This window comes from Bergeyella porcorum (assembly GCF_042427575.1).
GTDB classification, from domain to species: domain Bacteria; phylum Bacteroidota; class Bacteroidia; order Flavobacteriales; family Weeksellaceae; genus Bergeyella; species Bergeyella porcorum.
In genome coordinates this window covers 149,284-163,021 of the sequence record NZ_JBHMFD010000002.1, presented here as the reverse complement: position 1 = coordinate 163,021, position 13,738 = coordinate 149,284, and the positions used below count along the sequence as shown (strand labels likewise).

At 38.1% G+C, this 13,738-nt stretch carries 10 protein-coding genes; 6 read left to right on the top strand and 4 right to left on the bottom strand.

Annotation, left to right across the window (positions count from 1 at the left end; all coding sequences use genetic code 11):
• Nucleotides 1-21 precede the first annotated feature (21 nt).
• Nucleotides 22-2,064 carry a methionine--tRNA ligase gene (metG, locus tag ACFFUE_RS02255; RefSeq protein WP_376832446.1) on the bottom strand — a complete coding sequence of 681 codons (2,043 nt, stop codon included), beginning with the start codon at nucleotides 2,062-2,064 and terminating at the stop codon, nucleotides 22-24.
• Nucleotides 2,065-2,486: 422 nt separating this feature from the next.
• Here metG and ACFFUE_RS02250 point away from each other — a divergent pair, with 422 nt between their 5' ends.
• The 3 genes from ACFFUE_RS02250 to ACFFUE_RS02240 are packed head-to-tail and all read left to right on the top strand — an operon-like array spanning nucleotide 2,487 to nucleotide 4,465.
• Nucleotides 2,487-3,659 (top strand): thioredoxin family protein, encoded by a 1,173-nt coding sequence (locus ACFFUE_RS02250; RefSeq protein ID WP_376832444.1) that lies wholly within the window; start codon nucleotides 2,487-2,489, stop codon nucleotides 3,657-3,659.
• Between the two features lie 12 nt (nucleotides 3,660-3,671).
• Nucleotides 3,672-4,259 carry a DUF3575 domain-containing protein gene (locus ACFFUE_RS02245; RefSeq protein WP_376832442.1) on the top strand — a complete coding sequence of 196 codons (588 nt, stop codon included), beginning with the start codon at nucleotides 3,672-3,674 and terminating at the stop codon, nucleotides 4,257-4,259.
• Between the two features lie 2 nt (nucleotides 4,260-4,261).
• The gene (locus ACFFUE_RS02240; protein WP_327984455.1) at nucleotides 4,262-4,465 is read left to right on the top strand and encodes a hypothetical protein; all 204 of its coding nucleotides are present in this window, start codon (nucleotides 4,262-4,264) and stop codon (nucleotides 4,463-4,465) included.
• Nucleotides 4,466-4,588: 123 nt separating this feature from the next.
• Here the strand turns inward: ACFFUE_RS02240 and ACFFUE_RS02235 are convergent, their stop codons facing one another.
• A complete protein-coding gene (locus ACFFUE_RS02235) occupies nucleotides 4,589-5,785 on the bottom strand; it encodes an exo-beta-N-acetylmuramidase NamZ family protein (RefSeq protein ID WP_376832439.1) in 1,197 nt (398 codons plus the stop codon).
• A gap of 4 nt (nucleotides 5,786-5,789) precedes the next feature.
• Between ACFFUE_RS02235 and ACFFUE_RS02230 the strand changes: the two genes are divergently transcribed.
• Nucleotides 5,790-7,019: an ABC transporter permease gene (locus ACFFUE_RS02230; RefSeq protein WP_376832438.1), complete on the top strand. Its 1,230-nt coding sequence runs from the start codon at nucleotides 5,790-5,792 to the stop codon at nucleotides 7,017-7,019.
• A gap of 374 nt (nucleotides 7,020-7,393) precedes the next feature.
• Here the strand turns inward: ACFFUE_RS02230 and ACFFUE_RS02225 are convergent, their stop codons facing one another.
• Both ACFFUE_RS02225 and ACFFUE_RS02220 read right to left on the bottom strand, forming a co-directional pair.
• Entirely contained in the window at nucleotides 7,394-8,950 is a 1,557-nt protein-coding gene (locus ACFFUE_RS02225; protein ID WP_376832437.1) for an Rne/Rng family ribonuclease, read from the bottom strand.
• A gap of 344 nt (nucleotides 8,951-9,294) precedes the next feature.
• Nucleotides 9,295-9,585, bottom strand: coding sequence for an HU family DNA-binding protein (locus ACFFUE_RS02220; RefSeq protein ID WP_376832436.1), 291 nt, complete (start codon nucleotides 9,583-9,585; stop codon nucleotides 9,295-9,297).
• Between the two features lie 46 nt (nucleotides 9,586-9,631).
• Here ACFFUE_RS02220 and mutY point away from each other — a divergent pair, with 46 nt between their 5' ends.
• Together mutY and ACFFUE_RS02210 are read left to right on the top strand one after the other, a co-directional pair.
• Nucleotides 9,632-10,681 carry an A/G-specific adenine glycosylase gene (gene mutY, locus ACFFUE_RS02215; protein WP_376832435.1) on the top strand — a complete coding sequence of 350 codons (1,050 nt, stop codon included), beginning with the start codon at nucleotides 9,632-9,634 and terminating at the stop codon, nucleotides 10,679-10,681.
• Nucleotides 10,682-10,984: 303 nt separating this feature from the next.
• Complete coding sequence (locus ACFFUE_RS02210) at nucleotides 10,985-13,720, top strand: SusC/RagA family TonB-linked outer membrane protein (RefSeq protein ID WP_376832570.1); 2,736 nt, start codon at nucleotides 10,985-10,987, stop codon at nucleotides 13,718-13,720.
• Nucleotides 13,721-13,738: the final 18 nt, after the last annotated feature.

The following is a 13,738-nucleotide window of genomic DNA, read 5'->3' as shown; positions in this document are numbered from 1 at the left end:
AATTGTGTGATAGATTTGTTATTATCCTATCTCCACGCCGTTGTCCACTTTTTCATCTGGTGTTACGAAAGATAGTTTACCATCTGGTTTGGTGGTGAGAAGGAGCATTCCTTGGCTTTCTATTCCGCGGATTTTTCTGGGAGCAAGGTTGAGCAAAATCATCACTTGTTTGCCTACGATTTCCTCTGGAGTAAAGCTCTCTGCAATGCCAGAAACTACAGTTCTTACATCTACACCTGTGTCTACTTTCAGTTTTAGAAGCTTATCGGCTTTTTCCACTTTCTCGGCTTCCAAGATAGTAGCTGTTCTTAGGTCTATTTTCGTGAAATCATCAAAGGTAATCTCGTCTTTCATAGGATTAGCGTTAGGATTGGTTTTCTTATTTTGTTGTTTTGTATTTTCAAGTTTTTGGATTTGAGCCTCAATGGTTTCGTCCTCAATTTTTGAGAAGAGTAGCGGAATGGAATTAATCTGATGCCCCACTGGAATAAGGAAATTATCAAAAATTTCATTCCATTTTTTATCTTCAAGGTTCAATCCTTGTCTAATTTTCTCTGCAGTGAATGGCAAGAATGGTTCGCATAGATAGCCCAATGCTGCTGCCACTTGCAATGCACAGAATAGTTGTGTTTTTACCCTTTCTGGGTTGTCTTTTATCACTTTCCAAGGCTCTTCATCGGCAAGGTATTTGTTCCCCAAACGGGCCAAGTTCATCAGCTCTGCCAAGGCATCACGGAATTTGAACTCATCCAAGTTTTTACCTATTCTTTCAGGGAACTGTCTTATTTCGTGATACAAATCTTTATCCACTGGCTCAAAATCGCCAAACTGTGGAACAATGCCTTCATAATATTTATTGGTAAGTACTGCTACACGATTGATGAAATTTCCAAAAATACCTACCAACTCCGAATTGTTTTTGGTCTGAAAATCTTTCCAAGTAAAGTTGTTGTCCTTCGTTTCTGGGGCAGAAGAGAGTAAAGCATATCTTAGGACATCTTGTTGCCCAGGGAAATCTTCCACATACTCGTGTGCCCAAACAGCCCAATTTCGGGAAGTGGATATTTTATCATTTTCAAGGTTTAGAAACTCAAAAGCAGGAACATTTTTCGGCATAATATAGTCGCCGTGTGCCTTCATCATTGCTGGGAAAATAATGCAATGGAATACAATATTGTCTTTCCCAATGAAGTGAATCAGTTCTGAGTTATCATTTTGCCAATAATCTTTCCAATCTTTACCGTTTTTCTCTGCCCACTCTTTGGTGAAAGAAATGTATCCGATAGGAGCGTCAAACCATACATAGAGTACTTTGCCCTCAGCATCGGGTAGAGGCACGGGAACACCCCAGTTCAGGTCGCGGGTCATTGCACGCGGTTTCAGGCCATCGTTGAGCCAAGATTTTACCTGACCGTAAACATTAGGTTTCCAATCGTCTTTATGTCCTTCGATAATCCATTCATTGAGGAAGTTTTCATAGTCATTCAGTGGAAGATACCAGTTTTTGGTTGCCTTTAAGGTTGGGACATTGCCACTCAACATAGATTTTGGATTGATGAGCTCCGTAGGCGAAAGGGTAGAGCCACACTTTTCGCATTGATCGCCATAGGCGTTTTCATTACTACAATTAGGGCAAGTCCCTACAATGTATCTATCGGCGAGAAATTCTCCCGCTTGTTCATCATAAAATTGTTCTGAGACTTCCTCTGTGAATTTTCCATTGTTGTACATTTTCAGGAAAAATTCCGAAGCGGTTTCGTAGTGTTTTTTAGAAGTTGTTCTAGAATATTCATCGAAAGAAATGCCCAAATCTTCAAAAGATTTTTTGATGATTTCGTGGTATTTATCTACAACATCTTGAGGGGTAACACCTTCTTTTTTAGCACGGATGGTGATGGGGATTCCGTGTTCATCGGAGCCACAGATAAAGGCTACATCTTTGCCCATTCTTCTTTGGAAGCGGGCATACACATCGGCTGGAATATACACACCCGCCAAATGTCCAATATGCACAGGTCCATTGGCATACGGCAAAGCGGCGGTAATCATCTTTCTTTCTGACATATTTTATGTAATTTTTTGCAAAGATAATCAATAGTAGGATTAATAAAAACTTGATTTTGGAAAGGATGTGAATTGTAGTATGTTTTTCTGAAAGCTTTGAAACTCTCAAAGAAAGATTTCGAGATATCAGCCTGAATGAAATCGAAGGATAATGCGTCCTCTGCTTGGCAATGTCTTCAAACTCAGTAACACGGACTGCTGTAATTACTTTTTTCATAGCATTAAGATTTAAAAATGATTCCATTTTCTAAATAGAAACTCCCAATATTTTTATCATCCTAATTTCTAAACAGAAAATACCTCCTTTGGAAGCTTCTTATCAATTTCTAAATAGAAAATACCTACCTTTTCTCCTCAGAGGGAAATGACTTAAAAGCATTAATAGTTTTTCTGTATATTTGCGAGGTCAAATGGTTTTTAAGATGAAAAAAATATTCTCTTTACCTCTTTTAATGGCTGGAGCGTTGTTTTATGCCCAGCAATCCATCAATTTTGAAAACGCACCATTCAAAGATATTTTAGCAAAGGCTAAGAAAGAAAAAAAGTTGGTGTTTTTGGATGCTTATGCATCTTGGTGTGGACCTTGTAAGATGATGGAGAAAAATATTTTTCCGAAAGATGAGGTGAAAGATTTTTATAATGCTCATTTCATTAATGCACATTTTGATATGGAAAAAGGGGAGGGGCGAGATATTGCAATGAAATATGGCATTCGTTCTTATCCCACTTTTTTATTTTTGAATGGTGATGGAGAAGTGGTTTTCAAAGGAATGGGTGCTTTGGATGAGAAAAATTTCATTGCTTTGGGTAAAGAAGCCGATGCTGTTGGCAAGGGTGGTTCTGCTAAAGAACGCTTTGAAAAAGGGGAGAAAGACCCTGCGTTTTTGCTCAACACCATTAAAATGAATGCAGGCACAGACCCCGTATTTGCTCATAAAGTGGCAGATAGATATTTCAGCCAAAGGGCAAAAGGGGCTTATACTCAAGAGGAGATTTCTATTTTGCTACACTTTCTTAAAAGCCAATCAGATGCACTCTATACCACTTTTGTGCAAGATAAAGCCGAGATAGTAAAACATCTTCCAGAGGCTAGCTATCAGCAGTTTGATAATCAATTTAAACTGAATGCTGTAGTAGAGAAAACCTTTAACCACCAGACAGGAACTATAGACGAGGAGCAATTTTTAGCCGAGGCGGAAGCTATTTTGGGCAAAGCAGAAGCTAAGACAACGCTTGATAAATTAAAGGTCTATTTTTATCCTTCGGTGGGAAATTTCAATGCTTTTGAGAAAGCAGCGTTGGCATACTATGGGGATGGTGATGGTTTTGAGGATAAAGAACTGAATAGGGTAGCTTATACTTTTGCAGAAAAAATTTCTAACCCCGAATCGCTGAAAAAAGCGGTGGTATGGGCAGAAAAAGCCGTGATGAAAGCAGAGACCGCAGAGAATACCTATATTTTAGCGAAGCTTTACCTTAAAACAGGGAATAAAGATGCTGCCAAAATGTACGCTGAGCAATCTTTGAAACTGACCAAGCAAAGAGGAATGGATGCTTCTATTCCTGAACAATTACTTTCAGAAATTAAAAAATAAAATACAATCAACTTGAAAAAAATATATAGCATCGCTTTGGGATTATTGACAGCTTTTAGCATCAATGCCCAAAAGACAGACAAAGCTTTGTATGTCAAGGGAAATGCTCTTTTTGTTCCTTTGTCAATGATTAATTTAGGCTTAGAATATCAGCTGAGCAAGCAGTTTACAGTGCAAGCAGATGGCTTTATTTCCCCTTGGAAGTCGGCATTTGGCAATCATTTTCAGGTTTATATGGGACATCTGGAAGGGCGATATTATTTTAAAGAAGCTTTTAAAAATTGGTATGTAGGTGCCAATGCTGGCTTTGGAGTATATGATATGACCAAGTGGAACTATGTAGACACAGGGAAATTCCAAAGAGGGTATACCTATATGCTAGGAGCAACGGTAGGCTACCAATGGCAATGGAAAGACCGCTGGAATATAGATGTTTACTTAGGTGGGGGAACCAGCCAAGGCTATTATAGAGGTTATGTAGATGTGCCGCCAGATGGCTTCATACGCTATGATGACCCTGAGGGAAAAAGACAATGGAACCAAAGTGGCGAATGGATACCTTACCGAGGTGGTATTATGATAGCATATAAAATAAAATAACAATGAAACTTTTCGGAAGAACACACATTATTATATCAATCATCACTTTTGTGATTTTATTCTTAATGAATTACATCGGTAGCGATGCAGCAGATAAACTAAGCCGAGCGTTACTCAATGCTGTGGCAGGCGTGGTGGGACTATCCATTGGTCTGTTTATTTTGTACAAAAACAAAGATGGTAATCATCCTAATCATTTTGATTAATGTAACAATGTATCAATGTACCGATGTAACAATGTATAATGTAAAAAGTATAATGTACAAAGTACAATGATACAATAATACAGTAATACAAATTACAACAATACAATAAGCGTAGCAGTACAATCAATCTTCATAGATGATGTATCGGCGTCTGATTTTTTCAAAAGCTTCTAAATCTTTTTTCCAAGAATCGCGGATTTCTTTTTCGGATTTTCCAGCAACAATTTGCGTGCGAAGCTCATCTGACCCTGCCAACTTATCAAAAAAGAGATTGTCTAAAAAGAAGTTCTTTTCAGGATTATGGTAGGCTTTATATGCTTTTAGCAACCAAGAGAGTTCAAGGGAGTTTAATGTTTTTGGATATTGAGAAAGGTTTTCACCAAAGCATTGCTCACCATTGAGGAAAGGGTTTTTTGCCCCGAAGTTGGGCTCTGGGGTGAACTGGTACGGCAATGTTTTTGTCCACGGACTGCCGTAGATTTGGAAAGGCAAATCGGTGCCGCGTCCTACGGAAACTTGGGTGCCTTCAAAGAAGCAAAGCGATGGATATAGGTTGATGGCTTTATCATTAGGTAAGTTGGGCGATGGTTTTTCTGAGATGGGGTAGCGTTGTTTCTTGTAGTATCCTTGCATTGGGATTAGGGTATAATGGGCTTTGATACCGTTTTTTAGCCATCGTTCACCATTGATCATTTTGCCGTATTCTCCTATGGTTAGTCCGTAGATTACGGGTACGCTGTGCATTCCTACAAAGCTTTTCCATTTCTTTTTCAGTATAGGTCCATCGGTATAGCCATCGTGAGGGTTGGGTCTATCCAGTACTACAACGGCAATTTTGTTCTCCGCAGCGGCTTCCATCACATAGGCTAAAGTGGAGATGTAGGTGTAAAACCGTACGCCCACATCTTGAATATCGAAAAGGATGATTTCTATATTTTTTAGCTGTTCTTTAGTAGGTTTTTTATGATTCCCGTAGAGGGAGATGATGGGCAGTCCCGTTTTGGTATCCTTACCATTTTTCACTACTTCGCCTGCATCTGCGTCCCCTCGAAAGCCGTGCTCTGGTGCAAAGATACTTTTGATATTCACGCCATTGGCAAGGAGGAAATCTACCAAGTGGGTTTTATCTTGTAGCAAGCCAGTTTGGTTGGTTACCACGGCTACCGCTTTGTCTTTTAGTAGTGGTAGGTAGAGTTCTGGGCGGTCGGCAGCAGCTTTATATTCTATATTTCCAATGTTTTGAGCCTTATGGAAGGATATTGTTCCTAAAAAAATTAGGCAAATAAAAAGTAAATCTTTAATTTTGAGGTTTAAAATCATTGCGTTGAATTTTCCGATTTATTTTTCTAAAAAAATTGCGTTTTCCAAAGATAACAAAAATAATCTATCCAAGGTGATTATCTTCATCGGGAGGCTTTCTGTGGCTTTGGGTATTATTGTCTCTCTGATTACAGTGGCTACGGGGCTGGGGTCTAAACACGCCATTAAAAATAGGCTGGCAGATTTTGGCGGGGCTATTCAGATTAAGTCTCAGAAGTCTAATGCCTCGTACAACTCCTCCATCATTAGCCAAGAGGGTTTTAATGTAGAGGCGGTGAAGCAACTGCCAGAGGTGGCGGCGATGCAGAAGTATGTAACGGTGAGTGGCATTATGCGTACAGAGAGCAATTTTGCGGGGATTATCTTCAAGGGCGTGGGAGCGGATTTTGATTACCATCGTTTTCAGAAGTTTATAGTTTCGGGGGAGGTGCCACAGATCAAGGAAAACTCCTATGATGCTAATGTCTTGGTTTCGCAGAAAATTGCAAGGGATTTGCATAAAAAGGTGGGCGATAGCGTGGTAACTATTTTTTCTAAAGAAGACCAAAAACCGATTTATAGAAAATTTAGAATCGCTGGAATTTATAAAACGGATATTAAAATGATAGATGACCTCTTCATTATTGGAGGGATTGCCCACGCAAGGAAGATACAAGGGTTTGATAAAGATGCTGTGGGTGGCTATGATGTATTTTTGGCTAATAATGCGAAAGTAGATGAAGTTTATCCTAAAATAGACCAGCTGATAGGCATTAAAAACTATGCGGAAAAAATGACGGATAAGTATCCGCAGATTGTGGATTGGATTAATATTTTTGACACCAATATCGCATTGATTATTACCATTATGCTGGTGGTGGTGGTTATCAACATTGTGATGGTGCTTCTTATTTTGATTATTGAAAGAACCAATTCTATTGGAATGCTGAAAACCCTTGGGGCGAATAATGCACAGATTAGAGCCATTTTTATTAATTATACTTTGATTATTATGGTGCCTGGTTTGCTGATAGGAAATGCCATTGGACTGGGGCTACTCCTTGTACAGAAATATACCGGGATTATCAGGCTGAACCCTGAAAACTACTATGTGAGCGAAGTTCCTGTGGAGCTGAATATCTTTTACATCTTGGGACTTTCCTTGGGAATTCTTGCCATTTCTGCTGCCGCTTTGATTTTCCCGAGTTACCTCATTAGCAAAATTTCTCCTGTTAAATCAATAAAATACCGTTAATTTTTATCTTTTTTAATAGTATGATGAGCGTTTTAGTCGGTAGGATGCTTGTTTTAATGGTATGATGAGCATTTTAGTTGGTAGGATGCTTATTTTAATGGTATGATGAGCATTTTAGTTGGTAGGATGCTTATTTTAATGGTATGATGAGCGTTTTAGTTGGTAGAATGCTTATTTTAATGGTATGATGAGCATTTTAGTTGGTAGGATGCTTATTTTAATGGTATGATGAGCGTTTTAGTTGGTAGGGGCTTCTTATTCAAAGTGAATTTGTGAATTTAATCAGTTGTATTGTAGTTTATTGATTATTTGTGTTAAAAAAAACAAAACCATTCCTTTTTTGCGGGAATGGTTTTGTGTAAAGATTGCTATTTTTAGTTGGAGTAACTTGCGAGTTCCTCTTTTTTTGCATTATAAAGGTGGTATTCCAGATACTTGTAGCTATCTCGAGGGATGATGGTAACCCATTTTTTGTATTTCAGATACCATTTGGTTTGTATGCTGATGAGCCCTTTGGTAAGGTAGGCTTCTACAAATGGGTGTACGTGGAGATAGAGCTTGCCTTTCTCTTTTTGGATGAGGTTCCGTATTACCTCTTCCATTCTTTCTACCACTACAATAGGGGCTAATATTTCCCCATCTACATTAGGATTTTCTTCCTTAGTTTCTATTTGTTTTTCGGGGCGTACCCTTTGTCTGGTCATTTGGATGAGTCCAAATTTACTTGGAGGAAGTATTTTATGTCTGGCATTATCCTTTTTCATTTCTTCGCGGAAATGCTCGTAGAGCTCCCGTCTATGTTCAGGGTTTACCATATCGATAAAATCTACCACAATGATGCCTCCCATATCCCGCAGGCGTAGCTGTCTGGCAATTTCTGTGGCAGCCAGTTTATTGACATTCAGCCCGTGTTCCTTATTGGTAGTAGTGGAGGAGATATTAGGCCCAGAGTTTACATCTATCACGTGTAGGGCTTCGGTATGTTCTATCACCAGATAGGCACCTTTGGAGCTTGGGATATTCACATGTTTTCCAAAGCTTTGTTTGAGCTGTTTCTCCACATTATAGTACTCTAATAAGGGAATATGAGAGTCATAAAACTGAACGATTTTTTTGCGTTCAGGGGCAATTACATCAAGGTAGTTTTTGATGTCTTCTACCATTGCTTCATCATCGCAGATGATGCTGGTATAATCTTGGTTAAAATTATCCCTCAGTATGGCAGAAGCACGGCTTTCCTCGCTAAGTACTTTAGATGGTACTTTTTGTTTTTGAATATTTCTGAAAGTAGCGTCCCACTTCTGTATCAGTTGGTTCATATCATTGTGGAGCTCGGCTACCTTTTTACCTTCCGCTACGGTGCGGATGATGACGCCAAATCCTTCAGGGCGAATGCTTTCTATCAATGTTTTTAAGCGTTCTCTATCTTCAGGATTTTTAATTTTTTTTGAAATGGAAACTTTATTATCAAAAGGGATAAGCACTAGGAAACGCCCCGTGAGGGAGAGTTGTGTAGAGATTCTAGGGCCTTTGGTAGAGATGGGTTCTTTGGTAATTTGGATAAGTACCACATCATCTTTTGCCATTACTTTATCTACGGTGCCATTTTTATCTATAGCCTTCTGAACTTGAAAGTTTTTTAGCTCTGCACTTTGCTGGCGTTTCGCAAAAGTGTCTTTAATAAATTTTTGATAGCTCAAAAAATCAGGGCCTAAGTCCTGATAATGCAAAAAAGCATCCTTGCCATAACCAATATTGACGAAGGCTGCATTGAGGTTGGGGGCAAGTTTTTTTACCCGTCCTAAAAATAAATCGCCAACGGTAAATTCATTGTTGTCCTCCTCCTCGTGGAGTTCAAACAATCTACCGTCTTCGAGCAGTGCAATCTTCGTACGCTCATTCTCATAAGAAATGATAAGTTCTTTCTTCATTGCTCAGATTTATTTTTAATGATTAAATTTTTCTTATTATAGAGAGAGGAAGGAGAAAAGAGAAAAGAAGAAAGAGAAAATACTAGTCTCTAAATTCTAATGTCTAATATCTAACCTCTAAGTTCAATATCTTAATTTCTACGCTCTCTCATAAACAAAATATAGTTAATGAAAAAACTTTCATCAACTATATTGAATATTTTACTTTCGAGAAAGATTATTTTTTCTTTTTGTGTCTGTTAGCTCTTCTTCTTTTCTTTCTCTTGTGCGTCGCTACCTTATGTCTTTTTCTTTTCTTTCCGCTTGGCATTTTTTTAAGTTATTTAAGGTTAATATTCAGTTAATTATTTTACAGCTACTTTAGTTTTTACTCTCTCCACGAATGATTTCGATGGTTTGAAAGCTGGGATATTGTGAGCAGGGATTTCGATAGCCGTATTCTTAGAAATATTTCTACCAGTTTTAGCTGCTCTTGTTTTGATGATGAAAGAACCAAAACCTCTTAAGTAAACATTGTTACCATTATACATAGAAGTTCTTATCTCTTGCATAAAAGCTTCGATGATTCTTTGTGTTTCATTTTTTTCCGTTCCCAATTTACTTGAGATGGTATTTACCAATTCTGCCTTTGTCATTTCCTTTTTTGTTTTTAATTTTGGTCTGCAAATATAAAACATATTTTTGAAACCAAAAAAACAAAACCCTGATTTTCTTTATCTTGGTAAAAAACTTTTGAATTGGTACCGAATCAATGCAAGAAATTTACCGTGGAGAAGTACCAGAAATCCCTATAAAATATGGATTTCTGAAATTATTTTACAGCAAACCCAAGTGAAACAAGGTTTGCAACATTACCTCAATTTTGTGCAGAGATTTCCCAATGTAGAAACCCTTGCCAATGCCGATACAGACGAGGTTTTGCTCTATTGGAAAGGTTTAGGATATTACTCCCGAGCGTTGAATTTGTATAAGGCAGCCCAACAAATCATAACCGATTTTGAAGGTGAATTTCCTCAGAAATATGAAGAAATTCTGAAACTGAAAGGCGTAGGGAAGTACACCGCAGCGGCTATTGCTAGTATTTGTTACCACGAGAGAAAACCTGCTATTGATGGTAATTTTTATCGGGTGCTATCCAGATTATTTGCAGATGATTATGATATTTCTCAGACGGGAGCGTTTCAATATTTTTCAGAATTGGCATTGCAAATGATGCCTTACGAGGCTTGTGGAGATTTTAATCAAGCTATAATGGATTTGGGTGCAGAGGTTTGCAAGCCCAAGCAGCCTTTGTGCCAGCTTTGTCCATTAGCAGCGGATTGTATGGCGTGGCAAACGGGAGCAATGGCTCAATTTCCTGTGAAAACCAAAAAAGTAAAGGCTACAGATTTAGCTTTGCAGTATTATTTTGTACACTTTGAAAATCGGTTTTTAATTCGGCAGAGAGCAGATGACTTTATTTGGAAAAAGCTGTATGAGTTTCCCGATGCTATTCCAGAGGATTGGTTGCAATTCCGTCAGTCATCCATTGTTCTAAAACATAAGCTGACGCATAAAAATCTTGAAATTACAATAGATACCATTGCATTGCCCTCGGAGGCTCTTTTGGAGACATTGGTAAAGCAATATTCATATATTATAGTAGATACGGAAGCATCACATCAGAAATCATTTCCTAAGCCATTAGAAGCGTTTATCCAGCAATGGGAACAGCGTAAGAATGAGGGATAAGCGTGTTTTTTTTTGTTAATCTTACACTTTCATTTGAAGATGCGTAACTATGATAATTATCAATTTTGTGAAAATAATGTTAACAAAATGTAAATAAATGTTTAATTGTTTCTAAATTTAGATTCTCTACAAGGGAATGATATTGATGTTGAAAATGAGTGAGTTACATATTTCTTTGTGATTTTGATTTACTAAACAGGGAGAAAAATGGAGAGTGAGAGGGGGAAAATGGTTAATTTGGATATGAAGAAGGCGATTAGTAAATTGGTTAATAATAGAAACAAATTTTTAAAATTTTATATCGTGAGAAACTATAGTACAGTACTGAAAATTGCTCCAGCTTTTCTATTGGCTGGAACAATGATGCAAGCACAGGTTCGAGATTCCGCTATTAAAGAGCGAAAGATAGAAGAAGTAGTGCTGGTGGGATATGGTGCAAAGAAAAAAACTGATTTAACAGGTTCCGTTACGGCGATTTCTACTAAAGATTTCAATGGAGGCGTGGTTTCTTCACCAGAGCAATTGATTCAAGGTAAAGCTGCGGGGGTGCAGATTACTACCAATGGTGGGGCACCAGGAAGTGGTTCTACCATTCGTATTCGTGGGGCGGCGTCTCTTAATGCGTCTAATGACCCTCTTATCGTAATTGATGGGATGCCATTGGATAACAATACCATTAATGGGGCTGCGAATCCTTTAGCTTTGATTAACCCTAACGATATTGAGTCTTTCAATATCTTGAAAGATGCTTCTGCTGCAGCTATCTATGGTAATAGAGCTACCAACGGGGTTATCATCATCACTACTAAAAAAGGAACGAGAGGAAGATTGAAAGTGGGTTATAACGCTACCACTTCTGTTTCTCAGAAGTTTGGAACTTTGGATGTGTTGAATGGTGATGAGTTTCGTAATGTGGTGAATGCCAATGCAGCAGATATTTATAAAACTCTGTTGGGTACAGGAAATACCAATTGGCAAGAGAAAATCTATCAGACTGCAGTTGGCTTGGATAATAACTTGACACTTTCTGGTGGTATTGGAAAATTGCCATTCAGATTGTCTTTGGGGTATCTTAATCAAGATGGTATTATAAGAACCAATAATATTGAAAGAAGCACAGTAGGTTTAAACTTGAATCCAAAATTGTTTAAAAATCATTTGGATATTAACTTTAACTTGAAAGGGTCTTACACCGAAAACCGTTTTGCAGCTGCGGGTGCCATAGGGGCTTCTGTAGCGTTTGACCCTACACAGTCAGTATATGATAGCTCAATGTCTCAAGTTGGTGGATACTGGGAATGGTTGCAAAGCAACGGTGATCCTAATGTGAATGCTACCAAAAACCCACTGTCGATGCTTTATCAGAGACAAGATTTATCTTATGTAAGAAGATTGATTGGGAATGTTCAGTTTGATTATAAATTCCATTTCTTGCCAGAGTTGAGAGCTAATTTGAACTTGGGTATGGATTATGCAGATTCTAACGGAAAAACCATAGTACCAAGAACATTAGCTTCTGCTTACTTTACCGAAGGTTCTAGCAGAAGATATACGCAAGAGAGAAAAAACCAATTGTTAGAATTTTATCTTACCTATGCTAAGAAATTACCTTCTATTCAGTCGGATTTTGATATAATGGCAGGTTATTCTTATCAGAAATGGAATGAAGACACGCCTTTTGCACCTACAGTATTCGGAACAGGGGCATTGGACCCAGCAGATGGCGTAGATTTCTTTACTCAGAATCTTTTGATTTCTTACTACGGTCGTTTGAACTACACTTTCAAAAACCGATATTTATTAACAGCATCTTTGCGTAGAGATGGTTCTTCTAGATTTAATGAAGACAATAGATGGGGCTATTTCCCTGCGGTTTCTTTGGCTTGGAGAGTGGATCAAGAATCTTTCTTAAAAGGAAATTCTACCATTTCTACATTGAAACTTAGAGGGGGCTGGGGTAAAACAGGGCAACAAGACCTAGGTACTAGTAATTATCCTTACTTAGCAGTATATACTATTTCAAATGGTGGAGCTACTTATCAAATGGGAGATACATTCTATACCTTATTCCGTCCTAATGGATATGATAAAGACATCCGCTGGGAAACTACACAGACTACCAATGTTGGGGTAGATTTCGGTTTATTAAAAGACAGAATCTTATTCAATATTGATGCTTACGATAGAAAAACCGTAGATCTTATCAGTGTAACACCACCAGCAGCAGGAGCTAACTTTACCAACCTACTCCTAAGTAATGTGGGGGATATGAGATCCAAAGGTATTGAACTAGGGGTTACCGTAAAAGCTATTGATAAGGAAAACTTTACTTGGGATTTCACTGCCAATGCCACTTTGCAAAAGGCTGAAATTACCAATCTATCTACGACTAATGACCCAACTCAAAAAATCCTTACAGGAGGCATTAGTGGAGGAACAGGTAGTACCATCCAAGTACATTCTGTAGGCTATACTCCAAGCTCTTTCTATGTATGGCAACAGGTATATGGAACAGATGGAAAACCAATAGAAGGTGCTTATGTGGATAGAAATGGCGACGGCGTTATCAATGAGCAAGATTTATATCAGTACAAGTCTCCAATGCCAGACGCTCTATTCGGATTCTCTTCTAGAATGGCATACAAAAATTGGGATTTAGGCTTCTCTTTGAGAGCAAGTATTGGCAACTATGTGTACAATAATATGAACTCTCAGTTTGGTAACCTTCAAGGGATTGGACTGAATAATTATCTGCAAAACATCACTACAGATTATTATAACACAGGCTTCAAGAGAGCTCAGTTCTATTCAGATTACTATGTGGAAGATGCTTCTTTCCTTAGAATGGATAACATCAGCCTAGGGTATAACTTCCCAGAGTTTGTAGGTAACGCAAGACTTAGAGTAAACGCTACGGTAAACAATGTGTTCGTTATTACTAAGTATAGCGGGTTAGATCCAGAAGTATTTAATGGTATTGATAACAATTTCTATCAAAGACCAAGAGTGTACTCTTTAGGATTGAATCTTCAATTTTAATCATTAACATCAAAGAAT

Excerpts from the sequence above, each read along its gene's own strand:
- metG (WP_376832446.1), bottom strand. The coding sequence starts at position 2,064 with ATGTCAGAAAGAAAGATGATTACCGCCGCTTTGCCGTATGCCAATGGA.
- ACFFUE_RS02250 (WP_376832444.1), top strand. The coding sequence starts at position 2,487 with ATGAAAAAAATATTCTCTTTACCTCTTTTAATGGCTGGAGCGTTGTTT.
- ACFFUE_RS02240 (WP_327984455.1), top strand. The coding sequence starts at position 4,262 with ATGAAACTTTTCGGAAGAACACACATTATTATATCAATCATCACTTTT.
- ACFFUE_RS02235 (WP_376832439.1), bottom strand. The coding sequence starts at position 5,785 with ATGATTTTAAACCTCAAAATTAAAGATTTACTTTTTATTTGCCTAATT.
- ACFFUE_RS02225 (WP_376832437.1), bottom strand. The coding sequence starts at position 8,950 with ATGAAGAAAGAACTTATCATTTCTTATGAGAATGAGCGTACGAAGATT.
- ACFFUE_RS02220 (WP_376832436.1), bottom strand. The coding sequence starts at position 9,585 with ATGACAAAGGCAGAATTGGTAAATACCATCTCAAGTAAATTGGGAACG.